This is a genomic window from Pseudomonas nunensis (genome assembly GCF_024296925.1).
GTDB lineage: Bacteria > Pseudomonadota > Gammaproteobacteria > Pseudomonadales > Pseudomonadaceae > Aquipseudomonas > Aquipseudomonas nunensis.
The window spans coordinates 2,301,680-2,328,472 of record NZ_CP101125.1; the positions used below are offsets into that span (position 1 = coordinate 2,301,680).

Annotated in this window: 22 protein-coding genes and 2 pseudogenes; 14 read left to right on the plus strand and 10 right to left on the minus strand. The window is 59.6% G+C overall.

Going from position 1 to position 26,793, the window contains the following annotated elements; genetic code table 11:
* Positions 1-106 precede the first annotated feature (106 nt).
* Positions 107-793, minus strand: coding sequence for an acyl-homoserine-lactone synthase (locus tag NK667_RS09835; RefSeq protein ID WP_054614550.1), 687 nt, complete (start codon positions 791-793; stop codon positions 107-109).
* Positions 794-1,335: 542 nt separating this feature from the next.
* Here NK667_RS09835 and NK667_RS09840 point away from each other — a divergent pair.
* Positions 1,336-1,935 carry a LysE family translocator gene (locus NK667_RS09840; RefSeq protein WP_054614551.1) on the plus strand — a complete coding sequence of 200 codons (600 nt, stop codon included), beginning with the start codon at positions 1,336-1,338 and terminating at the stop codon, positions 1,933-1,935.
* Between the two features lie 119 nt (positions 1,936-2,054).
* Here the strand turns inward: NK667_RS09840 and NK667_RS09845 are convergent, their stop codons facing one another.
* The 4 genes from NK667_RS09845 to NK667_RS09860 form a co-directional block, all read right to left on the minus strand.
* On the minus strand, positions 2,055-2,780 hold the full coding sequence (locus NK667_RS09845) for a helix-turn-helix transcriptional regulator (protein ID WP_082356697.1): 726 nt from the start codon (positions 2,778-2,780) through the stop codon (positions 2,055-2,057).
* Positions 2,781-3,063: 283 nt separating this feature from the next.
* A complete protein-coding gene (locus NK667_RS09850; protein ID WP_054616238.1) occupies positions 3,064-3,498 on the minus strand; it encodes a hypothetical protein in 435 nt (144 codons plus the stop codon).
* Positions 3,499-3,639: 141 nt separating this feature from the next.
* Positions 3,640-4,413 (minus strand): L-iditol 2-dehydrogenase, encoded by a 774-nt coding sequence (locus tag NK667_RS09855; RefSeq protein WP_054614552.1) that lies wholly within the window; start codon positions 4,411-4,413, stop codon positions 3,640-3,642.
* Positions 4,414-4,564: 151 nt separating this feature from the next.
* Positions 4,565-5,875: an ABC transporter substrate-binding protein gene (locus NK667_RS09860; protein ID WP_054614553.1), complete on the minus strand. Its 1,311-nt coding sequence runs from the start codon at positions 5,873-5,875 to the stop codon at positions 4,565-4,567.
* Between the two features lie 244 nt (positions 5,876-6,119).
* Between NK667_RS09860 and NK667_RS09865 the strand changes: the two genes are divergently transcribed.
* Positions 6,120-7,010: a helix-turn-helix domain-containing protein gene (locus NK667_RS09865; RefSeq protein ID WP_054614554.1), complete on the plus strand. Its 891-nt coding sequence runs from the start codon at positions 6,120-6,122 to the stop codon at positions 7,008-7,010.
* 4 nt (positions 7,011-7,014) lie between these two features.
* On the opposite strand, the gene NK667_RS09870 is transcribed toward NK667_RS09865, so the two are convergent.
* Positions 7,015-7,818 (minus strand): putative hydro-lyase, encoded by an 804-nt coding sequence (locus NK667_RS09870; RefSeq protein WP_054614555.1) that lies wholly within the window; start codon positions 7,816-7,818, stop codon positions 7,015-7,017.
* A 91-nt stretch (positions 7,819-7,909) separates the two neighbouring features.
* Entirely contained in the window at positions 7,910-8,857 is a 948-nt protein-coding gene (locus tag NK667_RS09875; RefSeq protein ID WP_054614556.1) for a LysR family transcriptional regulator, read from the minus strand.
* 261 nt (positions 8,858-9,118) lie between these two features.
* Here NK667_RS09875 and NK667_RS09880 point away from each other — a divergent pair, with 261 nt between their 5' ends.
* Positions 9,119-10,360 carry an OprD family porin gene (locus tag NK667_RS09880; RefSeq protein WP_054614557.1) on the plus strand — a complete coding sequence of 414 codons (1,242 nt, stop codon included), beginning with the start codon at positions 9,119-9,121 and terminating at the stop codon, positions 10,358-10,360.
* A 186-nt stretch (positions 10,361-10,546) separates the two neighbouring features.
* Here NK667_RS09880 and NK667_RS09885 read toward each other — a convergent pair whose 3' ends face one another.
* From NK667_RS09885 to NK667_RS09895, 3 genes are all read right to left on the minus strand, one after another.
* Positions 10,547-11,329 (minus strand): transporter substrate-binding domain-containing protein, encoded by a 783-nt coding sequence (locus NK667_RS09885; RefSeq protein WP_054614558.1) that lies wholly within the window; start codon positions 11,327-11,329, stop codon positions 10,547-10,549.
* 69 nt (positions 11,330-11,398) lie between these two features.
* A complete protein-coding gene (locus NK667_RS09890; protein WP_054050484.1) occupies positions 11,399-12,106 on the minus strand; it encodes a cupin domain-containing protein in 708 nt (235 codons plus the stop codon).
* A gap of 41 nt (positions 12,107-12,147) precedes the next feature.
* Positions 12,148-12,993 carry a GNAT family N-acetyltransferase gene (locus NK667_RS09895; RefSeq protein ID WP_054614559.1) on the minus strand — a complete coding sequence of 282 codons (846 nt, stop codon included), beginning with the start codon at positions 12,991-12,993 and terminating at the stop codon, positions 12,148-12,150.
* Positions 12,994-13,234: 241 nt separating this feature from the next.
* Here NK667_RS09895 and NK667_RS09900 point away from each other — a divergent pair, with 241 nt between their 5' ends.
* The 11 genes and pseudogenes from NK667_RS09900 (at position 13,235) to argE (ending at position 26,683) form a co-directional block, all read left to right on the plus strand.
* Complete coding sequence (locus NK667_RS09900) at positions 13,235-14,707, plus strand: aldehyde dehydrogenase family protein (protein WP_054614560.1); 1,473 nt, start codon at positions 13,235-13,237, stop codon at positions 14,705-14,707.
* A 603-nt stretch (positions 14,708-15,310) separates the two neighbouring features.
* Entirely contained in the window at positions 15,311-15,979 is a 669-nt protein-coding gene (locus NK667_RS09905; RefSeq protein WP_054614561.1) for a haloacid dehalogenase type II, read from the plus strand.
* 25 nt (positions 15,980-16,004) lie between these two features.
* Entirely contained in the window at positions 16,005-17,279 is a 1,275-nt protein-coding gene (locus NK667_RS09910; protein ID WP_054614562.1) for an NAD(P)/FAD-dependent oxidoreductase, read from the plus strand.
* Between the two features lie 83 nt (positions 17,280-17,362).
* Entirely contained in the window at positions 17,363-19,000 is a 1,638-nt protein-coding gene (locus NK667_RS09915; protein ID WP_054614563.1) for an ABC transporter substrate-binding protein, read from the plus strand.
* Between the two features lie 45 nt (positions 19,001-19,045).
* Positions 19,046-20,001, plus strand: a pseudogene (locus NK667_RS09920) (ABC transporter permease).
* Complete coding sequence (locus NK667_RS09925) at positions 19,998-20,873, plus strand: ABC transporter permease (protein ID WP_054614564.1); 876 nt, start codon at positions 19,998-20,000, stop codon at positions 20,871-20,873. Before NK667_RS09920 ends, NK667_RS09925 begins: the two are co-directional and overlap by 4 nt.
* Before the next feature lies 1 nt (position 20,874).
* Positions 20,875-22,716, plus strand: coding sequence for an ABC transporter ATP-binding protein (locus tag NK667_RS09930; protein ID WP_054614565.1), 1,842 nt, complete (start codon positions 20,875-20,877; stop codon positions 22,714-22,716).
* Complete coding sequence (locus NK667_RS09935; RefSeq protein ID WP_054050502.1) at positions 22,713-23,021, plus strand: (2Fe-2S)-binding protein; 309 nt, start codon at positions 22,713-22,715, stop codon at positions 23,019-23,021. The genes NK667_RS09930 and NK667_RS09935 overlap by 4 nt, the downstream gene beginning before the upstream one ends.
* Positions 23,003-24,378 (plus strand): annotated as a pseudogene (locus NK667_RS09940) (FAD/NAD(P)-dependent oxidoreductase). Before NK667_RS09935 ends, NK667_RS09940 begins: the two are co-directional and overlap by 19 nt.
* The gene (locus NK667_RS09945; protein ID WP_054050507.1) at positions 24,375-25,529 is read left to right on the plus strand and encodes an NAD(P)/FAD-dependent oxidoreductase; all 1,155 of its coding nucleotides are present in this window, start codon (positions 24,375-24,377) and stop codon (positions 25,527-25,529) included. The pseudogene NK667_RS09940 and the gene NK667_RS09945 overlap by 4 nt, the downstream one beginning before the upstream one ends.
* Positions 25,526-26,683 (plus strand): acetylornithine deacetylase, encoded by a 1,158-nt coding sequence (gene argE / locus NK667_RS09950; protein WP_054614566.1) that lies wholly within the window; start codon positions 25,526-25,528, stop codon positions 26,681-26,683. The genes NK667_RS09945 and argE overlap by 4 nt, the downstream gene beginning before the upstream one ends.
* The last annotated feature ends 110 nt before the right edge of the window (positions 26,684-26,793 follow it).

The window sequence follows — 26,793 nt, forward strand, 5'->3', positions numbered from 1 at the left end:
GTTGTTTTTGTTCAATTTCGACATGCCATCAGTGTATATACAGCGCGTTTCTGATTTGTTTCAGTTTGTGGTTTAAAGTTCATTCGGGCGGGATGGCTCTATGATGTTAGCAGGCCATCAATGAGTCGCTTAGAACTTCGTCGTATAACGTTGTGCGGGCTGGAGTGTTCTTGTTGAATACCTCTTCGAAGACTGAGGTTGTGCAGGGGAGAGTGCCGTATATGACCTTTTCGCCCTTTGTTCCCTGGGCGATGTTGCGCCTGTTGACTGTCCATCCGGAGCGTTTGAGGATCTTCTCCATCATGGCATCTACAACAACTTCATAGGTATGTACGTTTTGTTTGAAGGCGAACTTTATCATTGACAGAAAAATTGCCGCCGTGCGAAAATCGATGTTCGATTTATTAAGTTCTCCCATGCAGTTATCGTTGGCTGCCAGTGCAAATCGGGTGGCCTCCCAACAATGTTTTGTGTTGGGTCTGGTCTTATCCGTGGTCAGCATGAAACTTAATGCGCCAGATATAAGGGTTGGCTTGCTGGAAGGTCGAAGTCTGACGCATCCGGTGACGCGATCTCTTTGGTGGGAGTAGATATAGATGGCGTCGGTGTCGTCGTATTCGTCGGACTCATAATCGCTGCCTTGATAGCTTTCAATGTCCCATTTTTTTCTATCAATGAACGCGACTTTTCGAATTGAGAGTATTTGCTCTAGGATTGTTGGCGGGATTGTCGAGTAACTGCCGACGCTTGTGTATACACCGGAAAACTCGAATTCACTATGAAATTGTTTCATGGTCTGACGTTCTTGGTTGTGCGTGGGGACTTTACTGTTAACGCTAGACTAAAGTATTACAACTGTCCTTAAGTACAGTGTCTGGTTTTCTCCAGTTGTTGTTTAATTGATAGTTTGGTTTTTCAATAGGTGTGGCGCATTAATATTAGTTGTCCTACCTGTGCTGAATACTGACTGTTGAATAAATTATTGGCAGGCCTGTGGCCTCGATCACAAACTCGACGACAGGTAGTTTCGGGCTGTCATTATTCTGGGTAGGCGGGAGGTGTGGAGCCATTGATACAGTTGAGCTTTTTATTCGCATAATAAAATAGCAATAAAGGTGTGGGAACGTGGTTCCCTTGCCCGAGAACTCTGTCCGCTTGAGTCATGGCCGATAATTATTGCAGTTCTGCCCACTGGCTGAGTGCGGTTGTAATCCCGATTCTTCTTTCGGTGTGATGCCATATAACGCTTATCAGTCCTGGCACGTATTGCATAAGGATGGACTGATTCGTCTCCTGAAAATATAAGCCGCCTCGGCTTTTGGTATGGATGACCTTATGTACTACATTGCGATTTCCCTGCTGACCGTGCTGTTGGTTCCGGGCCCCACCAATTCCCTGCTGCTGCAATCGGGCATCAGCCGGGGCCTGAACGCCCACTCGTTCCGGCTGATTGCCGCAGAATGGCTGGCGTATATGATCCAGATTACGCTCTGGGGTGTGTTCATTGACCGCCTGGCCGTGGATTATTCATGGGTGGTGACTGGCACCAAGATCTTTGCTGTGTGTTTCTTGTTCTACATATCGCTGAAGTTATGGTTTTCGACCAGGGGCAATGCGTCTTCCGTTGTCGCGGCGATTACGGTTCCTGAACTGTTTCTGGCGACACTGACAAATCCCAAGGGTTTGTTTTTCGTTTCGTTTGTTGCACCCACCGGCACATTCCTGGCGCTTAATAGTTATGTGCCATTCATGTCGCTGTTTTCGATTGTTATCTTTCCGGTTGGACTTGTCTGGGTGGCAACGGGTGCCTACTGCGGGCGCAAACTGCATTCGTCTATAACCGGGCGGATGGTCAATAGAACGATATCCGTGGTAATCGGACTCTTTGCTTCGGTGATGCTGTTTAACGTCGCATCCAAAGTCGTGTTTGCGTGATTTGGAAAAAATGTGATGACTGTCCCATTTCTGCACTATTGATGTGCGGTCATGGGGCGGTGCGGAACTTGAGGTGACGAGGGGTGTCGCGGGAGATTAACTGACCAGTACAGTAAAGGTTAAATCAGGTTCAGGTAGAGCGCTTTGATCATGGCCTGCTTGACGTTTATACAATCCAGCTTTTCAGTCATTTGCTTGGCGTGGAATTTAACCGTTCGCTCGGTGATGCTCATGATCAGGCCTATTTCCTTGTAGTTTTTCCCAAGCGCGAGCCAGTGCAAGAATTCATGCTCTCTGGGCGTCAATTTCAGTGCACTTTCGGTACTGGTTTCGATGGGACGATACTGATGGGCAATAATGCTGATGGTTTTGATGATGAACATGTTTTCCCGGACAATGCGCACAAAGTCAGGATCGTTGTCTTCCGAGGTTAAATGAATGGAGCCGAATGCCCGACCTGGCTCATGCAGCGGAATACTGAACCCTTGCTGGATGCCATATTCCTGCGACTGCTCGAATATCTCGGTGTTTGATTCGACCGGAATTTCATTCCAGAAAAACGGATTCGAGGTGATGGCGGAGTTCGCCATGACGGGATCTGACTTGTAGAGGGCGTTTTTGCGATAGGTCTCGACCCATTCGGCGGGGTAATTGCTGTGGATCGCAATGTCGGAGCTTTCGAAAGGGCTGGCGTCCATATGCACATAGGCGAATTTACTCACCTCTAACTTGCCGAATATCCACTCCAGTATTTCAACGTACTCTTTTTTATTCAATCCCGGGATGTTGTTCTCAAGCTCTTGGATTAAATCAAAAATGCTTTGGCTTGAGGAAAGCTTGGGCATGGTGGGAGGGCTCGGATAATGGGGCGATTTTTATAAAGCAAGAGCCCTTATTAGACCAATTGCTCTAATATTCGTTGGATGTTAGTTGAAATATGACGGAGTTATAGCATCGGCAGTCAGTGATGACAAGAATGTTTTTTAAGATGAAGAATTGAAAAATTAGCATGGCATATACATGCTTTTTCAGAGAATCTGAGGGGCTGTGTGCTCAGTCAAGGCAGGATAAAAAGTTGGCGCACCTGCACTCGGCGGGTGCGCTCTTTCGCGGATTATTCAATGATAATCAGGCAGCCAGTTGTTGCTGCAATTGCAGGTTCCCGTCAACATCCTTGACCAAACCACTGGCCAAAAACAGCGGTTGCAAGCGCTTGTGCAATTGCGGTTCGGCAAACTCCTTGACGGTCGCCAGCACCAGATTCCCGTACACCTCCAGCTCCGCTTTGGTATACGACAGCCAGGCCTTCTTCAGCACCATCAACACATCGCTACCGGCTGTGGACGCGAAGCGGCGGTGCACCACTTGGCCTTCCAGATTGAAGGTGTGCTGGTACTCATAACCGGTCTCGTCGCCCTGGCTTTCGACACACCGAATGCAGGTGCACTTGCCGTCGCCGAACGCCACGCGCAGATAGCTGTTGAAGTCCACGACGGGCTTGAGCCCCAGACGCTTATCGTCGACTGCGAACAAATCCCCGGTCATTTTTTCTTCAGTACTCAACGTCAAATTCCCCTCAGTCATACGGCATATTTTCACAGCGCTGCACAATACCAGCCGGATCGTCCTTGCGGTGACTTTCCAGGCCGGCGGACACGCAAACGCCACTCTGTGAGTGGCGTTTTTTTGTCCCGGATTCAGGGGTCAACTCAACCAGTTACCGCCATCCACGTTGTACGTCTGGGCCACGATGTAGTCACTTTCGGCCGATGCGAGGAAGATCGCCATCCCCACCAGGTCTTGTGCGGTCGCCATGCGTCCGAACGGCACTTCTTCGCCCACCAGTTTTTTCTTTTCCCCGAGCGGCCGGTTTTCGTACTTGGCGAACAACGCATCAACGCCGTCCCAGTGCTCACCGTCCACCACACCCGGAGCGATGGCGTTCACATTGATGCCGTGCTTGATGAGGTTCAGACCCGCCGATTGTGTGAGGCTGATCACCGCAGCCTTGGTTGCGCAATACACCGCCACCAACGCTTCGCCCCGGCGCCCGGCCTGGCTGGCCATGTTGATGATCTTGCCGCCATGGCCCTGGCTGATCATCTGCCGGGCGGCGGCCTGCAAGGTGAACAGCGTGCCGGCCACGTTGATCGAGAACAGTCGGTCGTAGCTCTCTCGGGAAATCTCCGTGATTGGCGCGAGGTCGAACAACGCTGCGTTGTTGATCAGGATATCGAGCTTGCCGGTTTTCGCGACAACGGCTGCGAGTGCGCCGTCGATGGACGATTGGTTAGTCACGTCCATCTCCACCGCATAGGCATTCGGCCCCAACTCGGCCGCCGTGGCTTGTGCCTGTTGCAGGTTGATGTCGGCGATTGCGACAGTCGCGCCTTCGTTGATATAGGCGTGGGCGAATACCCGGCCGATACCTCGGGCGGCGCCGGTGATGAGGGTGCTTTTTCCTTCCAGGCGTTTCATGTTCTTCTCCGTTTGTTGGAGTGATAGGCAAGTACATCAATCCAGTGTGGGAGCGGGCTTGCTCGCGAAGGCGGTGTGTCAGTCAGCACATTTGTTTAATGACACACCGCCTTCGCGAGCAAGCCCGCTCCCACAGGGGGTAGGACCGTGGTTATTTGGGATAGCCCGCGCGTTTCATTTCGCGTTCGGTGGACTGCTGCGCACTGGCCAGGGCCTGTTCGACCGACATCTGCCCGGTGAGGGCGGCGGACAACTGTTTGCCGACCGACGTGCCGATGGCCTGGAACTCGGGAATGGTCACGTACTGGATGCCGACGTAGGGCACCTGCTGCATGGACGGGTGCGCCGGATCGGCGTTCTGCATCATCTGCAAGGTGACCTTGGCAAACGGCGCGGCCTGCAAGTAGGCGTCGCTGTAAGTGGACATCCGCGTACCTGGCGGCACGTTGGTGATGCCGTCTTTCTGCGCGACGAGCTGGATGTATTCCTTGGACGTGGCCCAAGTGACAAAGGCCTTGGCCGCGTCTTTGTGCTGGGAGCTGGTCGGAATCGCCAGCGACCAGGCGTAGAGCCACGACGAGCCTTTGTCCGTGACCTGCGTCGGTGCCGCCACGAAGCCGACCTTGTCGGCGACATTGCTCTGGGTCTTGTCGGTGATGAAGGAACCGGCGACGCTGGCATCGACCCAGATCGCGCACTTGCCACTGTTGAACAGGGCCAGGGTTTCGTTGAAACCGTTGCTCGACACGCCGGGCGGGCCGTAGCGCTTCAGCGTATCGACGTAGAAGTTGGCGGCGGCGGTCCATTCCGGGCCAGTCAGTTGCGGCTGCCATTTCTCGTCGAACCAGCGCGCGCCAAACGCGTTGGCCATGGTCGACAGCAGCGCGATATTTTCACCCCAACCGGCCTTGCCCCGCAGGCACATACCGTATTGCTCTTTGTCCGGGTGGTGCAGCTTGCCGGCGAACTCGCCGAGCTGGGTCCAGGTCGGGTGCTCGGGCATGCTCAGCCCGGCGTCCTTGAACAGGTCGGTACGGTAATAAGTGACGGTGCTTTCGCCGTAGAACGGCAGGGCGTAGAGCGTGTCGTTGATGGAAAGGCCCTGGCGAACCGAGGGGAAGATGTCCGCGACGTCATAGTCGGCGGGCAAATCCTTCATCGGTTCCAGCCAGCGTTTGGCCGCCCACAACGGCGTTTCGTAGGTACCGATGGTCAGCACGTCGAACTGGCCACCTTGCGTGGCGATGTCGGTGGTCAGGCGCTGGCGCAGGACATTCTCTTCCAGCACCACCCAATTGAGCTTGATGTCCGGGTGCGCGGCTTCGAATGTTTTCGAGAGCTTTTGCATGCGGATCATGTCGCTGTTGTTCACCGTGGCGATGGTTACGGTGTCGGCGGCGTGGCCGAGCAGGGCGAAGGAAATACCGGCGGACAGAAAAAGTGCGTTGGGCAATAGCTTCATCGTGTTCTCCGCTCTGCGGCCTGGGCAGCAGAAACTTTTATTGTTGTAATCCGGGATGGCGAATCGATTACAACAGCTGCCCAAGGGCCTCACAAATGAATGGCATACGCTGCACTGATACTTTTTTAACCGGCCCTGCGCCCGGCAAAAAAGTATCAGTCGTCGTCCGGCATTGCGCTAGGCAACCCCTACGCCTTAGTGTGAATCTTGCTTGGTCTACAAAAATAATAAGGACTCGACAGTGATGAGCCATTACGCCACCGCGGAAAAACAGCCCGCGCTCGAAGTCATCCTCAACGAGCCCCAACACAGTTTTCGTTGGTATCAGCATGACTATCCCTTCGATCTGGCGCGCTGGAATCATCATCCCGAATTCGAAATCCACCTGATCCGCGAGGGCAGCGGTCGGCTATTGGCGGGGGATTACATCGGCCTGTTCGAGGCTGGCCACGTGGCGCTGATCGGCCCCGGCCTGCCGCACGACTGGATCAGCGACTTGGGCAAAGGCGAGGTGATCGCCGGCCGTGACGTGGTGTTGCAGTTCGACGGCCAAGCATTGATGCAACTGCGCAACCTGGTGCCTGAGCTCAACGAACTGCAAAGCCTGTTTCGGCAAGCGGCCCAAGGCATCGAGTTCAGCGGTGCGACGCGCAAGAAAGCCGCCGAGTTGCTGGAACAGATCGGCCAGAGTCAGGGTTTTGCGCGGTTGTGCCTGTTCCTGTCGCTGCTGCAACTGCTGGCCTCGGCGCCGGAAAGCCAAAGAAAAACCCTCGCCAGCCTGCAATACGCACCGATGCTCGACGCCTTGACGGCCCAGCGCATGAGCATCGTCTTCGACTACATCCTCAACGACCTCGCCGAGGAACTGCGCCTGTCCGTGATCGCCCAGCGCCTGGAGATGAGCGAGCCGGCGTTCTCCAAGTTCTTCAAGCGCGCCACCGGCCACACATTCGTCGACCTGACGCGCAAACTGCGGGTGCAGCGGGCCTGCCGTTTATTGGCGCAAAGCAGCCTGAGCGTGGCGAATATCTGCTTCGAAGTCGGCTATGCCAACCTGTCGAATTTCAATCGACACTTCCGCCATGAAATGCACGAGACCCCGAGCGAGTATCGGCAGCGCTTGCAGGCTGGCTGAACAATCACATCGCGCTGTTCCACAGATCCGTCACCAACATACAGCCCGGCGCATGGGTGATGCACAGCGGTGGACGCGAGGCTTGCACCACCGATTGCGGCGTCACACCGCAGGCCCAGAACACCGGGATTTCATCGGCTGCGATCGGCACCGCGTCGCCGTAATCCGGCGCGTCCAGCGAGCGGATGCCTATCAGCGACGGATCGCCAATATGCACCGGAGCGCCGTGAACGTTGGGCATGCGCGCGGTGATCTGGATCGCCTGGATCGCGGCGGCGGCTTTCATCGGCCGCATGCTGACCACCAGTTTGCCGCCCAGGCGCGCGGTGGGTCGGGTGTCGATATTGGTCTGGTACATGGCGACATTGCGCCCCAGATCGATGTGCTTGAGGGCGATGCCGGCGTCCAGCAGCGGTTGTTCGAAGGAGAACGAGCAGCCGATGGCGAAGGCCACGAGGTCGTCCTGCCACAAGGACTCGATGTCCAGCGGTTCCTCGCACAACTCGCCATGGCGATAGACCCGGTAGCGCGGCACGTCGTGGCGAATGTCGATCGCGGTGCCGAGATTGCGGAAGAACGGATCCCCCGGTTCGGTCACGTCCAGCAGCGGGCAAGCCTGGCGATTCAGGGTGCAGTAGCGCAGGAATTCATTCGCCCAGTCGCTGGGCAGAATCACGATATTGGCTTGCACCCGGCCTTGGCCGAGGCCGCTGGTGTGGCCCTGATACTGTCCGGCGGCGATGCTTTGGCGCAGGGCCAGCGGGGCGCGCTGTTGTAATTGTTCGAAGGACAGGGCGGGTTGATTCATCACGGTAGCTCCACAGGTTCGTGGGTACTTTTTAGAAAACCGTGGCGATGCCGTCCAACAAGGAATGTTGTTGCCCCCAGACAACTAAAAGTTATTCGAGGGGTTGCCGACTGTTCAGACCCGGTGCCGCGACCATGCGTTGCGGGCCGACATCGATGGCGTATTGGCCGACGACCTGGCGGCTCATGTCGACAATGCTTTCTATCAGCTCCAGACCGACCCCGGCGCGCCACGAAGCCACGACATCCAGTTGCGGCAGGCCGGTGCCGGGCTCCAGCTGAATCAATTCGCCGCTGGCCAGGGGCTTGGCCACCAACGCCGCCGGCAACGCACCAATTCCGAAGCCGTCGCGAATCAGCCGGGTCATGGCTGACACCGAATTTACGCAACTGACCCGTGGCGCGCTGATGCCATGGGCGTGCAGGAGGTTGAGCACGTCCTGATGCGGCCGCGAGTGTTTGACGAACGTGATGATGCGCTCGCTGGCCATGTCGATCAGCGACGCGTAGGGCCGGGCATAAATCGAGTTGCTGGCAGCGATCCAGTGCATGGGGTAATGCGCCAATTCGAGGTTTCGCACGCTTTCGTGGCGGATCAGGTCGGTCTGGAACACGATGTCCAGATAACCCTTTTGCAGTTGTTCGCAGAGATTGCGCGCGGCGTCGGCGGTGATTTCGATTTCCACGGCGGGAAACGTCTGCATCAGGGTCGACATCAACGGGCTGAGCCAGGTGTGGATCACTGTGTCCATCACGCCGATGCGCACCAGGCCCTGTTGCGGGCTGGTGTTGTCCAGCGAATGCTTCAACGCGCGCTGAACCTCAAGCATCTGCTCGGCATAGTCGAGCACCTTCAAGCCTTCGGGCGTCAGCGACACCCCGCGCGAGTCCCGCACGAACAGGCGCAAGCCCAACTCGTCTTCCAGCGCAGCGATGCGGCTGGAGATCGCAGCCTGGGTGCTGAACATTTTCTCGGCGGTCAGGCTGAAACTTTGCAGGCGAGCGACCCAGACGAAGGTTTCGAGGAATTTGAGGTTCATGGCGGTTCTCTTGGTGTTTGTGGTTCTTATGCAGAGACTGGTTGCAATTGTTACTCCAGAGTCGGCCTTCGGGCGCATCAAATTTTCTTATGCCTGACCTCGCTTTTTTCCCGTTTGACGCCGCTGCGTCCTGACGCAAAGAATCCGCTCCCGACGCCGCTCATTGCGTCAGCTCCCCCATGACCACTTTATAAAAACAATATCGGACGCGACCGCCACGCCCCCGAGAGGGTCCGCTCGTGTCTGCAAAAGGAGCACGGCATGCGCCATTTCAATTCCACCCAGCGGCTGTACACCCCAGTCGGCACCTTGCTCGGCTTGAGCTTGATCGGACTGCCCAGCGCCCAGGCGGATTTTATCGCTGACAGCAAAGGCAGCCTCGAAGCCCGCAACTTCTACTTCAACCGCGATTTTCGCCAGGACGGTTCCCGGGACAAAGCCGAGGAGTGGGCCCAGGGTTTTCTGTTGCGGATGGAGTCCGGCTACACCGCCGGCACCTTTGGTTTTGGCCTGGACGCCTTGGGCATGGCCGGTTTCAAACTGGATTCCGGTGGCGGCACGGCAGGCACCAATCTGTTGCCGCCGGATCTGTCCGGTGGGTCCCAGGATCAATATGGCGAACTGGGCCTGACCGCCAAAGTGCGTTTATCCAACAGCACGCTGAAACTGGGAACGTTGCAGATCAAGGACCCGGTGGTCAGTTCCAACGACACGCGTCTGTTGCCGGGCACGTTCAAGGGAGGATTGCTCAGCGTGCAGGAAATCGACCGTTTGAAACTCACAGCCGGGCAAATTACCCAGATCAACTTTGTCGATTCCACCGACTATCAGGACATGACCGCCAACCGCATCGGCGGCAACAGCGACAAATTCCAGTTCGCCGGTGCGGACTACCAGTTCCTGCCCAACCTCACTGCGCAATACCGCTACGGCAAACTGGAAAACATCTACCAGCAGAACTACCTCGGATTTGTACACGTGCTGGATCTGGGCGCCGGCCAGTCGTTGAAAAGCGACGTGCGTTATGCCCGCAGTGCTGAAGACGGCAACTTTCGCAAGATTGATAACCAGGCCTTTGGAGCGCTATTCACCTACAGCCTCGGCGGCCATGCGTTGGGCTTCGGCTACCAGCGCATGAGCGGCGACGATCCGTTTCCGTACATCGGTCGCAGCGATCCGTACCTGGTCAACTTCGTGCAGATCGGCGACTTCGCCAATATCGACGAACACTCCTGGCAAGCCCGCTACGACTACAACTTTGCCGCACTCGGCGTGCCGGGATTGACCTTCATGACACGCTACATCTCCGGCGACAACGTGCAACGCAGTGCACCGGGAGAGGGCAAGGAATGGGAGCGCAACACCGACATCGCCTATGTGGTGCAGGACGGCACGTTGAAAGGGCTGGGGTTTAAATGGCGTAACGCTTCCGTGCGCTCTAATTTTGGCAATGATCTGGATGAGAATCGGCTGATCGTCAGTTATACCGTTGGGCTTTGGTAACTCCGTTACTCAAGAAAATCTTGAGGCAACGAAGATACCTGTGGCCCAGCCCTCTCTCTGTAGCAGCTGGCGCAGCCTGCGTTCGGCTGCGCAGCAGTCGTAAAACCCGACGCTGCGGTCTGTCAGGCAAACCGCGTGTGCAGGATTCACGACTGCTGCGCAGCCGAACGCAGGCTGCGCCAGCTGCTACGGGATCGCCAACCACTCACCCACAACTTTCTGATAATTGCCGGTGACCTTGCTCAGGTGCAGCCACTGATCGACATACTGCTTCCAGGTCACGTCATCACGCGGCAGCAAATACGCCTTCTCGCCATACTGGAAATACTGACTCGGGTTCACTGCGCACAACCCCGGCTTGAGTTTCTGCTGGTACAGCGCCTCGGACGCATCGGTGATCATCACGTCAGCTTTCTTGTCGAGCAGCGCCTGGAACAGCGTGACATTGTCGTGCAGCATCAACTGCGCCTTGGGCAGGAACGCATGCACAAAGGCTTCATTGGTGCCGCCGGCCGGTTCAATCAGCCGCACCGATGGCTGGTTGATTTGCTCGATGGTCTGGTAGCGCGACTGATCTTCGCAGCGCACCAGCGGCACCTTGCCATCGACGTCGAGGGTGCTGCTGAAGAAGGCTTTTTTCTGCCGCTCCAGCGTCACCGAAATTCCGCCCATGCCGATGTCGCATTTGCCGGCGAGCAGGTCGGGCATCAGGGTTTTCCAGGTGGTCTGCTCCCATTTCACCTTGACGCCCAGGCTGTCGGCGAGTGAGCGGGCCATCGCGATGTCGATGCCTTCGTACTCGCCGTTTTCATTTTTGTAGGTGTAGGGCTTGTAGTCACCGGTGGTACAGACCGTCAGCACACCTTGCTGGATGACGCTGTCCAGGTGTGAAGGCGTTTCCTGTGCGTGCGCGCCCAAGGGCAGGGCGAGTAATCCGCAGAGGAGCAGGGCGTGTTTTTTATCGTTCATATGCTCGACGCTCACTTCAAATCCTATGAAAGGTGCGCCGAGTATTGCCGAAAAATCGCTGCGATTCGACTACTTGACCGCATACACCTTGCGCACATACCGCGTGCTTTTCCACGCGCACGGCGCACCTTGTGGCACGAATACGCTGTCGCCGGTGTTGACCGTCACGCTTGATCCATCGGGTGCGAGCAAGGTCACGCTGCCTTCGATCAAGTGCATCAGCTCATTGAGTTTGTGCGCTCGGCCATGGCGCTCGTAAGGCGTCGAGTCCCAGACGCCGACGCGCAGATCGGTTACCGCGTCTTCGAAGGCGTTGCGCGAACGGCACTGTGGCGTCGGGCCGATCAGTATTTGCGGTTCCGGTGCTGCGGAGGGCGAGAGCATCGCCAGCGGGTCAAGCAAGGTCAGGCCGGGTGTCGGCGCTTCGGTGGCCATGGCACAGAATGCCCACTGCGTGCCGGGATGCGCGTCGATCCGCAGCGCCGTGCCGCGACCGATCACGGCGCTGCTGCCGACACCCAGTTCCAGCGTCTGCTCCGGGGTTTTCAGAGCTACGTGACCAGCGTGCACCACCAGTACTTCAGTGTGCGGGAAGTCCTCGATATCAAACACATCGCCGGTTTCGACGATGCCGGCCGACACGCCATCAACGCCGGACCAGGCCACCTGGCGAGTGTCCATAAATGGGTCGGCCGCATTTAATGCCAGCGTTTTGAAAGGCGTGACAACGCGGCTGCCGTCGGCGCGCGCCAACAGCAGAACAGTAGGTAGGGACATGCGGGTGATGCTCCAGACAAATAAAGGTGTGGGTTCGGCCATCAGCCGATGGCTTGGGTAACCAGGGCAAACTGGGTGATGCCGTTGGCGGCGTGCGGTGGTGTGCCACGAGCCATTTGCGCCACGGTGTCGATGTTTTTGAGACCGACCGTTTCCAGCCAGTCGCTCAAGCCGCAGTCCGCCGGAATGTCGATACGTACGAAGGTTTCTGGCACTTGCGCAAGCAGCACCGCGATCAGGTGTTGGGCTTGTTCAAGGTTTTCGGCGACCACCGGGCCAACGCCGCGACCACGGCCATAGGGGCGCAACATCGCAAAGGCACGCAACTGGCCGTCGCGCTCGATACCGACCGCAGACTCGATGACATCGAACAGATCGGTGATCACCGTTCGCCGGTCCAGCCCGGTCCCGGCGTTGGCCAGTTCCAGCACTCGCGCCTGGTCAGCGCTACGCAGCGCACGACAGGTTTCACCGTTGGCCAGCGGCTTGAGATCCGGAGCTTGTACCAGGCCCTGATGTTGCTGGATCCGCCCGAACTCGACAAAACCCTGGCTGACATACAGCGGTGCGCCGGCGAGGGTCGCGTTCAGGATCGGCGTGCGTGACTGACACGCCTCAAGCGCCAGTTCCATCAACTTGCGACCGATGCCCTTGCCTTGATAGTCGTCGCTGACGATCACCAGCCCGATGGTGGCGAAATCCCCCTGAGGGCAGGCGAACGCCGTACCGATCAGACGCTCGCCATCGAGCACCACAAAACCGTCGCTGAGGCGCAGCACCATCGCCCAATCATCCAGCCGATGCGGCCACTTCAATTGCACGGACAAGGCATGGGCCGAGGGCAGGTCGGCATCGGTCATCGGGCGATAAACATACGGGGCGGACATGGCGAGTCTCCGTTGAACAAGGTACGCGTGCGGCCGGTTGTCCGGCGTGATGGTGCCTGTATCCCATCTGTGTGCAGGCCTGACAAGGGGCCTGCGAACATTCGGCAGATTCCGCGAGGCAGAGGCCACAAGACCACACTTACTACTAAATTGCACCGCAAGGTCGGCAGCAAATGCCAGGGCTTTTTTTCTACGATGGAAGCCTGAGTCAATGACTCGCCGACCCTATTTGGAGTGCTCCATGGATAGCTTCGATCCTCGTCTCATCGCTGTGCGCAGCGCTCACTTTATCGGCGGCCAATACCGCGATGCTCAACCGGGTCTTGAGGTGGTGCGGCCCTCGGATGGCCAGGTGTATGCAGAGTTGCCGATTGCCGATGCTGACCTGGTGGACGAAGCCGTCAACAATGCCTGGCAGGCCTTCAACCGCAGCGATTGGGCCAGTCGTCCGCCCCGGGAGCGTGCGCGAGTAATGCGGCGTTGGGCTGACCTGATCGAAGCGGACGCCGAGATCCTCGCACCGCTGGAAGCCGTCGGTTCGACGCGCCCGCATAAAGATGTGATCGCGTGGGACATTCCTTATGTCGCCGAAGGCATTCGCTTCTTTGCCGAACTGGCGGACAAGCACGGTGGCCAGGTGGCGGCGACCCAGACTGATCGACTCGGCATGCAGATCGCCGAACCCTACGGCGTGATCGCGGCCATCGCGCCGTGGAATTTCCCGTTGAGCATGGCGTCCTGGAAAGTCGCCCCAGCCCTCGCAGCCGGCAATGCCGTGGTGCTCAAGCCTTCGGAACTGACGCCGTTCTCCAGCCTGCGATTTGCCGAACTGGCCTTACAGGCAGGGATTCCGGCGGGGATTTTCAACGTGGTGCAGGGCGATGGCCGCACAACCGGCGATGCCTTGTGCCGTCATCCACGCGTTGGCAAGGTGACCTTTACCGGCTCTACCGCGACCGGGTCGAGCATCATGTCCACTTGTGCGCTGGCAGGGCCGAAACCGGTGACTCTGGAGCTGGGCGGCAAGAGTCCGCAACTGGTGTTCGCCGATATCCCGGACATCGCCAAAACCGCGCGCACCGTGGCGCTGGCGATTACCGGTAACGCCGGGCAAGTCTGTGTGTCCGGTTCGCGGTTGTTGATTCAGCGCTCGATCATGGAACCGTTTGTTGCGCACTTGCAGGCGTATTTCGAAGAATTGCGCCCCGGTCCGACGTGGTCATCAGAGAGCACGCTCTCGCCGATCATTTCCCGGCTCCAGGCCAGCCGCATCGACGGCATCGTCCAGCGCTCGCGCCAGGCCGGGGCCGAAGTGTTGACCGGTGGTGGATTGTTTGAAGGGCTGGGCGGCGCCTATTACCAACCGACATTGCTGGCGGGCCTCGACAACCAGAACCCGGCGGTCTGCGAAGAAATCTTCGGCCCGGTGCTGACGGTGCAGGCGTTCGATGACGAAGAACAGGCGCTGAGTCTCGCGGCCCACGCCACTTATGGCTTGGCGGCCGGGGTGCACACCGCTGATATCAACCGCGCGTTGCGACTGGTGCGCAAGCTGGAAGCGGGAACGGTTTGGGTCAATCGTTACGGGCGCAGTAACGACTACATCCTGCCGACGGGTGGCTATAAGCGTTCCGGGATCGGCAAAGATCTGGGGCGCGAAGCATTCGAAGCCAATTTGCGCTTCAAAAGCGTCCTGATCGACATCCTCCAGTAACCCCTGTAGCAACTGCCGAGCCCTCATTCACAGGTGTAGCAGGTGTAGCAGGTGTACCTGATGTAGCTGATGTAGCTGATGTAGCTGATGTAGCTGGTGTAGCAGCTGTCGAGCCTGCGAGGCTGCGTTCGGCTGCGAAGCAGTCGCAAGATCTGACACCGCGGTGTTTCAGTCAGACCGGGATTACGGTTCTACGACTGCTCCGCAGCCGAACGCAGCCTCGCAAGCTCGACAGCTGCTACGGATGTTTGTGGGCAGGCTTGAAAATCTCGGCCAAACGGGCGCTTCCTCAGGGAAGCGCCCGTTTTCGTTCAGCCCGGCGCAGTTTCTGCGGCCAATCGCGGCACAGCAGGGCCGTACAGGGTTATAAAGGTCCATAAGAGCGCATAAATACGGGGTTTGCCCAAGGCTGGAGCGAGCCGCAAAGTCTGCTGAGGGGGGTGGCTAAAACGGTGGTTTGTATCGGGCAGAGGCTGCTTTTAACGCCATCTGCTGATTTCACGGTGTTGTAATGACGGTGTGCTGCAGCGTTGCATCAGCGCTTCGCAAATGAAGCAAATGCTCGTCGCGCCATGACCTCAACGAACTTCAGGACCGCACTCAATGAGCTTTCTTCGCCCCAAATTCATTACGTTCGACTGCTACGGTACGCTGACCAATTTCCACATGGGCACGATGACCCGCGAGCTTTTCGCCGATCGCGTCAAACCCGAGCAGATGGATCAGTTCGTCAAGGATTTCTCGGCCTATCGCCTGGACCAGGTCATGGGTGACTGGATGCCCTACGACGAAATCCTCAAGACTGCTCTGGCTCGTACCTGCAAGCGTTGGGGCGTCGAGTACCGCGACGAAGGCCAGCTGTATTACGACGCCGTGCCGACCTGGGGCCCGCACCCGGACGTACCGGCCGGCCTGTCGAAAATCGCCGACACGATCCCGCTGGTGATTTTCTCCAATGCCAGCAACAGCCAGATCATGTCCAACGTCGACAAGCTCGGCGCGCCGTTCCACAAGGTCTTCACGGCGGAACAGGCCCAGGCCTACAAGCCGCGTCTGGCGGCGTTCGAGTACATGCTCGACAACCTCAACTGCGGCCCGGAAGACATCTTGCATGTGTCCTCCAGCTTCCGTTACGACCTGATGCCGGCCCACGACATGAAGATCAAGAACAAGGCCTTCGTCGCCCGTGGTCATGAAGTCCCGGGCAATGCCTTCTACGGCTATCAGCAGATCACCGACATCGGTGGGCTCGCGGCACTGGTTGGTCTCTGAGTCATTAGCGCATAAGGGGTTGGACATGGGCAGTGAATCCTACTGGCTCGACACCGCACCGGCCTTCACCGGTGCCCAGCTCGGCGCGTTGCCGGGACAGGTCGATGTGGCCATCGTCGGTGGCGGTTTCACCGGTCTGGCGGCGGCCCGGGCATTGGCCCTGAAGGGCGCCAGTGTGGTGGTGCTCGAAGCCGGGCGGGTGATCGGCGAAGCCTCGGGGCGCAACGGTGGCCAATGCAACACCGGCGTGGCCCAGGATTATGCCGGGCTCAGTGCCAGCCTCGGCGCCGACAAGGCCCGGGCGTATTACCAGGCTTATGAAAGCGCCGTGCAAAGCGTGGTGTCGCTGGTGGAACAGGAGCAGATTGCTTGCGACCTGATCCGCAACGGCAAGCTCAAGTTGGCCGCCAAGCCGATGCACTACGAAGGCCTGGCACGGACCTGCGAATTGATTCGCAAGGAAGTCGATGCCGAGGTCGAGCTGCTGTCCGCCGAACAGACCCGCGCCGAAGTCAATTCGGCACAGTTCCACGGCGGTTTGCTACAGCGTAACGGCGTGCAGATGCACGTCGGGCGTTTCGGCGTCGGTTTGGCCGAAGCGGCAGCTCGCCACGGCGCGCTGATCCATCAAGGCACCTCGGTGCTGGACTGGAAAGCCCGGGCCGGCGGTTATCAGGTCAACACCAGCAAGGGTTCGCTGCACGCCGGGCAAGTGTTGCTGGCTACCGGCGCCTGTCAGCATGGTGGCTTGGGCTGGTATCGGCGGCGGATTGTGCCGGTGGGCAGTTTCGTGATCGCCACTGAAGTGCTTTCAAAAGAGCTGATCGAGCAACTGCTGCCGGGACGTCGCGCCTATGTCACCAGCCGCATGATCGGCAACTACTTCCGCCTGACCCCGGACAACCGCCTGCTGTTCGGCGGTCGCGCTCGGTTTGCGATGTCCGACAGCGTCAACGACGCCAAGAGCGGCAAGGTGCTGCAAGCGGCGATGGTGCAGATGTTCCCGCAATTGGCCAACGTGAAAATCGATTACTGCTGGGGCGGATTGGTCGACATGACCTCCGACCGTTTGCCCCGGGCCGGCCAGCACGGCGGGGTTTATCACTCCATGGGCTACAGCGGCCACGGGGTGCAGATGTCGGTGCACATGGGTCAGGTCATGGCCGAAGTGATGGCTGGCAAAGTCGAGGCCAACCCCTGGCGCGAACTCGACTGGCCGGCGATTCCCGGGCATTTCGGCAAGCCGTGGTTCCTGCCGTTCGTGGGCGCCTATTACCGCTTCCAGGATTATTTGCATTGAGTTGATGTTGTGGCGTCACCGTCGTTTGCGTTTCAACGCTCCGGACAACCCGAGCCTTCTCATTATCGACAGGTACAACTGATATGACTGACAAAAAGATCGACTCCCAACTGATCTCCGGCCAAGAAAGCCTGCGAGTATTTGAAGGCCTCAATCGCGGCATGTCGCGCCGCAACGCCCTGCAAATGCTCGGTGTGGCGGGTGTCGCCGCAGCGGGCGCCGGCAGCCTGTTTGGCGCCGCCGGCAAATTGTTCGCCGAAGAAGCCGCCACCCCCGGCAAAGGCAAGCCAGGCGGGCGGATTCGTGTCGCCGGCATGTCCAGCTCCACCGCCGACACCCTCGACCCGGCCAAAGGCGCGCTGTCCACCGACTACGTGCGCCACTTCATGTTCTACAACGGCCTGACCCGCTTCGACACGCACCTGGTGCCGCAACTGGAACTGGCCGAGCGCATCGACAACACCGACGCCACACTGTGGACCATCACCCTGCGCAAGGACGTGACCTTTCACAACGGCAAGACCCTGAGCGCCGCCGACGTGGTGTTCTCGCTGTCGCGGCACAAGGATCCACTGACCGGTTCCAAGGTCATGCCGCTGATGGAGCAATTCACCGAAATCAAGGCCACCGGCACCAATGAAGTGCAGATCCGCCTCAGCGCACCGAACGCCGAATTGCCGTCGATCCTCGCCGTGTCGCACTTGCTGATCGTTCCCGAAGGCACCACCGACTTCAACCAGGGCATTGGCACCGGGCCGTTCAAGGTCAAGGAATTCAAACCGGGCGTACGTTCGATTGCCGCGCGCAACACCGGCTACTGGAAACCCGGCCTGCCGTACCTCGACGAGATCGAGTTCATCGCGATTGCCGACGAACCTTCCCGGGTCAACGCGCTGCTGTCCGGCGACGTGCACATGATCAACGAGGTCAACCCGCGTTCCACCACACGGATCAAGGCCAGCGCCAAGCACCGGGTCGTCGATGCGCCGTCGGGCAACTACACTGACTTGATCATCCGTCAGGATCAGATGCCGGGCAAAAGCGCCGAATTCACTCAGGCCATGAAATACCTGCTGGACCGCGAACAGGTGAAATCCGCCGTATTCCGTGGTTTTGCCGTGGTCGGCAACGACCATCCGATTGCGCCCGGTTCGCGCTACTACAACGCCGACCTGCCGCAAACCGTCTACGACCCGGAAAAAGCCAAGTTTCTGCTGAAGAAGGCCGGCATGGAAAACATCAGCATGCCGCTGGTCGCATCGCCAGCCGCCACCGGTTCGGTAGACATCGCGGTGCTGTTGCAGCAATCGGCGAAACAGGCCGGGCTCAAGCTCGACGTCAACCGCTTGCCGAGCGACGGCTACTGGTCCAACCACTGGATGAAGCACCCGCTGAGCTTCGGCAACATCAACCCACGGCCGAACGCCGACGTGATGTTCTCGCAGTTCTTCCAGTCGAAGGCGCCGTGGAACGAATCCGGTTGGCAGAACGACCAGTTCGACCAGTTGCTGATGCTCGCGCGTGGTGAAACCGACGACGCCAAGCGCAGCAAGATGTACGCGGACATGCAGACCCTGGTGCATGACCACAGCGGTATCGGCGTGCCGGTGTTCATCAGCAACATCGACGGCGTCGACCAGCGCATCAAAGGCTACGGCAGCAATCCGCTGGGTGGCTTCATGGGCTACATGTTCGCCGAGCAGGTCTGGCTGGACGCTTGATGGGTAGTTGGGTTGTACGTCAGGGACAGTGCAGGAGGGTAGGCGATGAATAGCAACACACTGTGGTTGATCGGCCGGCGTCTGGGCGCCGCGATCGTGACTTTGTTGATCGTGTCCATGGTCGTGTTTGCGATCACGGCGGTACTGCCGGGGGACGCGGCGCAACAATCCCTCGGGCAGTTCGCCACGCCGGAACAGGTGGCGGCACTGCGCCTGAAACTGGGGCTCGACCAGCCCGGTGTGCTGCGTTACCTGCACTGGTTGATGAACCTGCTCAGCGGCGACATGGGCCTGTCGGTGTCCAACGCGATGCCGGTCGGCGAGTTGATGGCCGGCCGCGTGCCCACACCCTGATGCTGGCGGCCGCCACGGCGCTGGTCTCGGTGCCGGTGGCGTTGATCCTCGGCATCGGTTCTGCGATGGGCCGTGGCGGGCGCATCGACAGCTTCTTGAGCTTTTTCACCCTGGCCATGGTCGCCGTTCCGGAATTCCTTGTAGCGACCCTGGCGGTGCTGATTTTTGCGGTGAACCTGGGCTGGTTGTCGGCGCTGTCCTATGCCAGCGACATCACCTCACCGTGGCAATTCATGCGCACTTACGCCTTGCCGGTGATGACCCTGTGCTGCGTGATCGTCGCGCAAATGGCCCGTATGACCCGCGCTGCGGTGATCGATCAACTCGACAGCCCTTACGTGGAAATGGCCCGGCTCAAAGGCGTGAGTCCGATGCGCATTGTGCTGCGCCACGCCTTGCCCAACGCGATCGGGCCGATTGCCAACGCCATCGCCCTGAGCCTTTCGTATCTGCTGGGCGGGGTGGTGATTGTCGAGACGATCTTCAACTATCCCGGCATTGCCAGCCTGATGGTCGATGCCGTGACCAACCGTGACATGGCGCTGGTCCAGGCATGCACCATGCTGTTTTGTACCGCGTACCTGGGGTTGGTGCTGATTGCCGACCTGTGCGCGATTCTGTCCAATCCGAGGCTGAGAAACCAATGAACAATCTCATTGTGAAATCGACGCCTGCAACCCCCGACCTGTCGGTTGGCAAGGTGTCCCATGGCCCGGCGTGGCTGGGTCTGATCGGCGCTGCAATGTGCGTAATCTGGTTGCTGGTGGCGTTCTTCGGCCCATGGCTGGCGCCGCACCCGGTGGGTGAAGTGGTCTCCGATAATGTCTTCGACAGCATCAGTGCGCTGTACCCGTTCGGCACCGATTATCTGGGCCGCGACATGCTCAGCCGCGTGCTGGTCGGTGCGCGGTTTACCGTAGGCCTGGCGTTGATCGCGGCGGTGTTGGCCAGCGGCCTGGGCACCAGTTGCGCGTTGTTGTCGGTGGTTTCGCCGAAGTGGCTGGACGAGGTGATCAGCCGTTTGATGGATGCGTTTATCTCGATCCCGAGCAAGATGCTGGCGCTGATCATGGTCTCGGCTTTCGGTTCGTCGGTGACTTTGCTGATCTGCACCGCCGTCCTGAGTTTCACCCCCGGCGCATTCCGCATTGCCCGCAGCATGGCGGTGAACATCGAAGCCCTGGAATACGTGCAAGTCGCCCGTACCCGTGGCGAGCGCCGCTTGTATATCGCTTGCGTGGAAATCCTGCCGAACATGCTTAACCCGGTGCTGACTGACCTGGGCCTGCGCTTCGGCTTTATTGTATTGCTGCTCAGCGGCATGAGCTTCCTCGGCCTCGGCGTGCAACCGCCGGATGCCGACCTCGGTTCGCTGGTGCGGGAAAACATTGGCGGCCTCAACCAAGGCGCGCCGGCCATCGTGATTCCAGCGCTGGCCATCGGCACCCTGACCATCGGTGTGAATCTGTTTATCGACAGACTGTCGTCCCGACGTAGTCGCCGCACGGGAGGGCATTGATATGAGCGAATTGATTCGAGTCGAAGACCTGCGCGTGGTCGCCTGTGGCGAGCGCGGTGAAACGGAAATCGTCAAAGGCGTGAGCTTCGCCCTGGAAAAAGGTGAAGTACTGGCGCTGATCGGTGAATCCGGCTCCGGCAAGACCACCATCGCGTTGGCACTGCTGGGCTATGCACGACGCGGCTGCCGGTTGTCCGGCGGCGTGGTACAGGTCGGCGAGCACAACATGCTCGCCCTCAGCGAAAAGGAATTGCAGGGCCTGCGCGGCAACCGCGTGTCGTACATCGCGCAAAGCGCGGCGGCGGCGTTCAACCCGGCGAAAAAACTGATCGACCAAGTGGTTGAGGGCGCATTGATTCATGGCCTCGGCACCCGCGCAGTGCTTGAAGCCAAAGCCATCCAGTTGTTCCGCGACCTGGCGCTGCCGGACCCGGACCACATTGGCCAGCGCTACCCGCACCAGGTGTCCGGCGGGCAACTGCAACGGGTAATGGCGGCGATGGCGCTGATCAGTGATCCATTGCTGGTGGTGCTCGATGAACCGACCACCGCCCTCGACGTCACCACGCAGATCGACGTGTTGCGCGCCTTCAAACGCGTGGTCCGTGAGCGCGGGGCCACGGCGGTCTACGTGTCTCACGATTTGGCCGTGGTCGCGCAAATGGCCGATCAGATCGTCGTGCTCAACGGCGGCCAGATCTTCGAACAGAGCGCCACCGCGCCGCTGCTCAAAGCCCCGTCCCACGAATACACCCGCAGCCTGTTGGCGGCGGCGCGCCCCGACACCACGATTCGTCCACCCTGCGGTGTGGCGGAAGACACGCCGTTGCTGACGATTCAGGGCCTGACCGCCGGTTACGGCAACAAAAACATGCACGGCATGCCATCGATTCGCGTGCTGGAAGACATCGACCTGACTGTGCGCCGGGGCCAAGCTATCGGCGTGATCGGTGAGTCCGGTTCCGGTAAATCGACCTTGGCACGAGTGGTCGCGGGCTTGCTGACCCCGGCGCTCGGCGGCTTGACCTTCGACGGCCAACCCTTGGGCGGTTGCTTGTCCGAACGCACCGACGAACAGTTCCGTCGCATTCAGATGGTGTTCCAGAACGCCGACACCGCGCTCAACCCGATGCACAGCGTCAGCACCATTCTGAGCCGGCCGTTGAAGATGTATTTCGGCCTCAAGGGCGCCGCGTTGCGCGAGCGCATTGGCGAACTGCTGGACTTGGTGCGTCTGCCTCGGACCTTGGCTGAGCGGCGGCCGAATGAGCTGTCCGGCGGGCAAAAGCAGCGGGTCAACCTGGCCCGGGCGCTGGCGGCGAAACCGGATCTGATCCTCTGCGATGAAGTCACCTCGGCACTGGACACGGTGGTCGGCGCAGCGATTCTCGAACTGCTGCGCGACCTGCGTCAGGAGCTGGGGGTTTCCTATCTGTTTATCAGCCACGACATCTCCACCGTGCGCGCGCTGTGCGACGACATTGTGGTGATGTACAGCGGCCACAAGATCCAGGCCGGCACCCGTCAGTCGTTCGCCCAGGCACCGTTCCATCCTTACACCGACCTGTTGATTCATTCGGTGCCGGAACTGCGTCAGGGCTGGCTGGAAAACTGCGGCACCACCTGCGCCGAGCTGCCGCCGATTGGCGCCAGGGCCAACGTGCCGGAGCTGTGCACGTTCCTCAGTCGTTGCCCGGTGCGCGTCGATGGCCTGTGCAATCGCACCGCGCCGAACCGCCGGATCATCGATGGCGGCAGTGAAATCCTCTGCCACCACGACAGCGCCGAGTTGCTGAAAACCCAGCAGGATGTGATCACCATGAGCCACGGAGCCTACGCATGAAGGGACGTTTTGTGAGGCTGGCCGAGCAGGGCCGGCCGACCGTCAAACTGCAAGTGGACGGCGCAGCCATCGAGGCCTTGCAGGGCGATACCCTGATGGTCGCGTTGCTGACCCAGGGCAATGCGTTGCGCCAGTCGGAGTTCGACTCCGGCCGGCGCGCCGGTTTCTGCCTGATGGGCGCATGCCAGGATTGCTGGGTCTGGACCCGCAGCGGTGAGCGTCTGCGCGCCTGTTCGAATGAAGTCCGCGAAGGGCTGGACATCGTCACCACACAACCGGAGGCGACATGGCCACTGCACGGATAGTCATAGTCGGCGCCGGGCCGGCGGGTATTCGCTGCGCCGAAACCCTGGTGGCGGCGGGGTTCAAACCGATCCTGATCGATGAAAATCGTCGGGATGGCGGGCAGATCTATCGTCGCCAGCCTGAAGGGTTTACCCGTAATTACGCGACGCTGTACGGCACCGAAGCGCGCAAGGCCCGGGACCTGCACGACAGTTTTGATCGTCTGCGCGGCGTTATCGATTACCGCCCCGATACCTTGGTGTGGAACCTGACGGCGGGGCAATTGTGCTGTGTCAGCCAGGGTAAACACTCGACGGTGGATTACGACGCACTGATCCTCTGTACCGGCGCCACTGACCGTTTGATGCCGATCGAAGGCTGGCAACTGGCGGGCACCTACAGCCTCGGCGGGGCGCAGATTGCGCTCAAGTCCCAGGCGGTTTCCATTGGCCACAGCGTGGTGTTTATGGGCAGCGGGCCGTTGTTGTATCTGGTTGCCAGCCAATACGTGAAGGCGGGCGCGAAGGTGGCGGCGGTGCTCGACACCTCGCCGTTCAGCAAGCGCATTGGTGCCTTGCCCAAATTGCTGGCGCGGCCCGGATTGCTGTTCACCGGGATGAAATTGTTGGCGCAGCTGTATCAGGCGAAGATCCCGGTGCACCTGGGGATCAAACCTTTGCAAGTACGGGGCGATGCGGCCAGCGGTGTCAGTGGTGTCCGAATACTGACGGCGCGTGGCGAGGACTTGAGCATCGAGTGCGATGCCGTGGCGCTGGGTTATCACTTACGCCCGGAAACTCAACTGGCTGACCTGGCCGGTTGCCGTATGCGCTTTGACGAGGCGTCCGGTCAATGGTGGCTGGCAGTGGATGATGAAGGCCGGACCTCGGTCAGCGGCGTGTACGCGGCTGGCGATGGTTCGAAGATTCGCGGCGCGGATGCCGCCGAACACGCTGGACGGCTGGTCGCCATGGCGTTGCTGGAAGATCAGCAGCAACCGGTAAACGCCGGATTACGCGACGAACAACGCCAGGCACTGGCCGTAATGGACCAGTTTCGCCTCGGTCTGGCCCAGGCGTTTCCCTGGCCTGCCGAGCAAGCCAAAGCCTTGCCTGACAGCGCCATCGTGTGCCGCTGCGAGATGATCAGCGCCGGTGAACTGCGCCGTACCGTCAGCGAGAAGGGCGCTTGCGAAGTCAATCGGGCCAAGGCTTTCAGCCGGGTTGGGATGGGCCGTTGCCAGGGCCGTTATTGTTCGCAGGCGGGCGCCGAAGTGATCGCCGCAGCGGCGGTGTCAGCGTGCAACAGGTCGGCCGCCAACGCGGTCAGGCACCGGTCAAACCGCTTTCGATGCTCACCGAGGAGGTGTCGCCATGACCGTACAGAAAGCCGATGTGTTGATTGTCGGGGGCGGCCTGATGGGCTCGGCGACGGCATTTTTTCTGCGCAAGCGCGGCCAGTCGGTGATCTTGCTGGAGCGCGACCAGATCGGTCAGTACGCCAGCGGCGTGAACTTCGGCAACGTGCGGCGCCAGGGACGTTACCTCGGGCAACTGGAACTGGCCAACCGCTCCTGGGCATTGTGGAAACGCTTGCCGGAACTGATCGACGATGACCTGGAGTTCATCGCCAGTGGGCACATGCGCGTGTGTTATCGCGAAGATGAAATCGCCGAGCTGGAGGCGTATGCCGCCGCGCCTGAAGCTGCGCAACTGGATCTGAAAATCTATCGCGGTGCCGAGTTGCATCAGCGCTTTCCATTTCTCGGGAAAGACGTGAAGGGCGGCTCCTACGCGCCTCACGATGGTCACGCCAACCCGCGTCTCGCGGCCCCGGCGTTTGCCCGCGCCGCACGCCGACTCGGCGCGCAGATAGAGGAACAGACCGAAGTCGCCGAGGTGCAGAAAGTCGGCGGCGAATTCAGCGTCACCACCACCGACGGTCGTCAGTTCAGCGCCGCGCAACTGCTGATCACGGCCGGGGCGTGGGGGCAAAAGCTTTCGGGTCAGTTCGGCGAACCAGTGCCACTGGACACCCACGGCCCGCAAATGGCCGTGACCGAACCGGTGCCCTACGCCTTGCCGACGGTGATCGGCGTCTACACCAAGATTCCAGAAGAAGTGATTTACTTCCGGCAGATTCCGCGCGGCAACATCGTCATCGGCGGCGGTTATCGCAGCAAACCGGACATGCTCAATCGCCGGGCCTACGTCGAGCCGCGCAGCATTCTCAACCAGATGGATCAAATGCGTCGCCTGCTGCCGGGTGTCGGCAATCTCAACATCATCCGCGTCTGGAGCGGCATCGAAGGTTATCTGCCAGACTCCTTGCCGATCATGGGCCCGAGTGGCACCACCGACGGTTTGTTCTACGCGTTCGGCTTCTGCGGTCACGGCTTCCAGCTCGGCCCCGGCGTCGGCGACGTGATGGCCGAACTGATCAGCACCGGCAGCACCAGCACTTCGATTGAGCCGTTCTCCATTCGCCGGTTCGCCCCTTTAGCCGAGCAACGGAGCAAGGCCTCATGAAACCCCGTGTACTGGATATTCTCAAACGCCTGATGGCCTTCGACACCGTGTCTTCGGAGTCGAACATGGCCCTGATCGAGTACGTGCGTGACCTGCTGCTGAGCAAGGGCATCGAGTCGCTGATCGTCAAGGATGAAACCGGCAAGAAGGCCAACCTGTTCGCCAGCACTGGGCCGAAAAACCTGCCGGGAATTCTGTTGTCCGGCCACACCGACGTGGTGCCGGCGGCGGGGCAGGCCTGGACCGTGCCGCCGTTCCAGGCGACGGTGCAGGACGGCAAGATCTACGGGCGCGGCAGTTGCGACATGAAGGGTTTTATTGCCCTGGCCATCGACGCCATGCTCGACGCCGCCGACCATTCGCTGAGCCGGCCGCTGCAACTGGCGCTGTCTCATGACGAAGAAACCGGTTGTGTCGGCGTGCGGCGTTTGCTCGACGTGCTGCACCTGACCCCGGTGCGCCCGTTTTTGTGCCTGATCGGCGAGCCGACCAACATGCAATTCGTGCTCGGGCACAAGGGCAAGGGTTCGTATCGCACCTATTGCCGGGGACTGGAGGCGCATTCGTCGTTGGCGCCGCGCTCGGTCAATGCGATTCACGTGGCCTGCGATTTCATCGCCGCGCTGCGCCAGAGTCAGCAGCAATTGCAAGAGCAGGGCGCCCAGGACGCTGATTACGACGTGCCTTACAGCACCGTGCATGTCGGGCAGATCGGCGGCGGTCGGGCGCTGAATATCGTGCCGAACCTGTGCACCCTGGATTTCGAAGTGCGCAACTTGCCGGCGGATAATCTGGATCAGTTTCTGGAGCAAATGCAGGAACGCGCTGAACTGATCGTGCGCGAAGCGCGGTTGTTGTCGAGCGTGGCAGCGATCGAGATCGAAACCCTTAACGTCTATCCCGGTCTCGATACGCATCCGAGCGTCGAAGCGGTGCGCTTCCTGAAAAACTTCGCCGCGCCGGATACCGGCACGGCCAAGGTTTCGTTCGGCACCGAGGGCGGGTTGTTCAAGCAGCGGCTGGATGTGCCAGTGGTGGTCTGCGGACCGGGCTCGATTGAACAGGCGCACAAGCCGGACGAGTTTATCGAGATCAGCCAGATGGAGGCCGGGGAGCGGTTTCTTGAAGGATTGTTGGGGTCCCTGAAGCTGTAATCAGATCCCATGGCAAACAAAGATCAAATGTGGGAGATCAAATGTGGGAGCGAGCTTGCTCGCGATGGTGTCCTCTCAGTCGATATTTATGTCGCCTGACACACCGCTAT

Bases quoted from the DNA above. Each gene is read 5' to 3' on its own strand.
- NK667_RS09835 (WP_054614550.1), bottom strand. From the start codon at position 793: ATGAAACAATTTCATAGTGAATTCGAGTTTTCCGGTGTATACACAAGC.
- NK667_RS09840 (WP_054614551.1), top strand. From the start codon at position 1,336: ATGTACTACATTGCGATTTCCCTGCTGACCGTGCTGTTGGTTCCGGGC.
- NK667_RS09845 (WP_082356697.1), bottom strand. From the start codon at position 2,780: ATGCCCAAGCTTTCCTCAAGCCAAAGCATTTTTGATTTAATCCAAGAG.
- NK667_RS09855 (WP_054614552.1), bottom strand. From the start codon at position 4,413: ATGAAACGCCTGGAAGGAAAAAGCACCCTCATCACCGGCGCCGCCCGA.
- NK667_RS09860 (WP_054614553.1), bottom strand. From the start codon at position 5,875: ATGAAGCTATTGCCCAACGCACTTTTTCTGTCCGCCGGTATTTCCTTC.
- NK667_RS09865 (WP_054614554.1), top strand. From the start codon at position 6,120: ATGAGCCATTACGCCACCGCGGAAAAACAGCCCGCGCTCGAAGTCATC.
- NK667_RS09870 (WP_054614555.1), bottom strand. From the start codon at position 7,818: ATGAATCAACCCGCCCTGTCCTTCGAACAATTACAACAGCGCGCCCCG.
- NK667_RS09875 (WP_054614556.1), bottom strand. From the start codon at position 8,857: ATGAACCTCAAATTCCTCGAAACCTTCGTCTGGGTCGCTCGCCTGCAA.
- NK667_RS09880 (WP_054614557.1), top strand. From the start codon at position 9,119: ATGCGCCATTTCAATTCCACCCAGCGGCTGTACACCCCAGTCGGCACC.
- NK667_RS09885 (WP_054614558.1), bottom strand. From the start codon at position 11,329: ATGAACGATAAAAAACACGCCCTGCTCCTCTGCGGATTACTCGCCCTG.
- NK667_RS09890 (WP_054050484.1), bottom strand. From the start codon at position 12,106: ATGTCCCTACCTACTGTTCTGCTGTTGGCGCGCGCCGACGGCAGCCGC.
- NK667_RS09895 (WP_054614559.1), bottom strand. From the start codon at position 12,993: ATGTCCGCCCCGTATGTTTATCGCCCGATGACCGATGCCGACCTGCCC.
- NK667_RS09900 (WP_054614560.1), top strand. From the start codon at position 13,235: ATGGATAGCTTCGATCCTCGTCTCATCGCTGTGCGCAGCGCTCACTTT.
- NK667_RS09905 (WP_054614561.1), top strand. From the start codon at position 15,311: ATGAGCTTTCTTCGCCCCAAATTCATTACGTTCGACTGCTACGGTACG.
- NK667_RS09910 (WP_054614562.1), top strand. From the start codon at position 16,005: ATGGGCAGTGAATCCTACTGGCTCGACACCGCACCGGCCTTCACCGGT.
- NK667_RS09915 (WP_054614563.1), top strand. From the start codon at position 17,363: ATGACTGACAAAAAGATCGACTCCCAACTGATCTCCGGCCAAGAAAGC.
- NK667_RS09925 (WP_054614564.1), top strand. From the start codon at position 19,998: ATGAACAATCTCATTGTGAAATCGACGCCTGCAACCCCCGACCTGTCG.
- NK667_RS09930 (WP_054614565.1), top strand. From the start codon at position 20,875: ATGAGCGAATTGATTCGAGTCGAAGACCTGCGCGTGGTCGCCTGTGGC.
- NK667_RS09935 (WP_054050502.1), top strand. From the start codon at position 22,713: ATGAAGGGACGTTTTGTGAGGCTGGCCGAGCAGGGCCGGCCGACCGTC.
- NK667_RS09945 (WP_054050507.1), top strand. From the start codon at position 24,375: ATGACCGTACAGAAAGCCGATGTGTTGATTGTCGGGGGCGGCCTGATG.
- argE (WP_054614566.1), top strand. From the start codon at position 25,526: ATGAAACCCCGTGTACTGGATATTCTCAAACGCCTGATGGCCTTCGAC.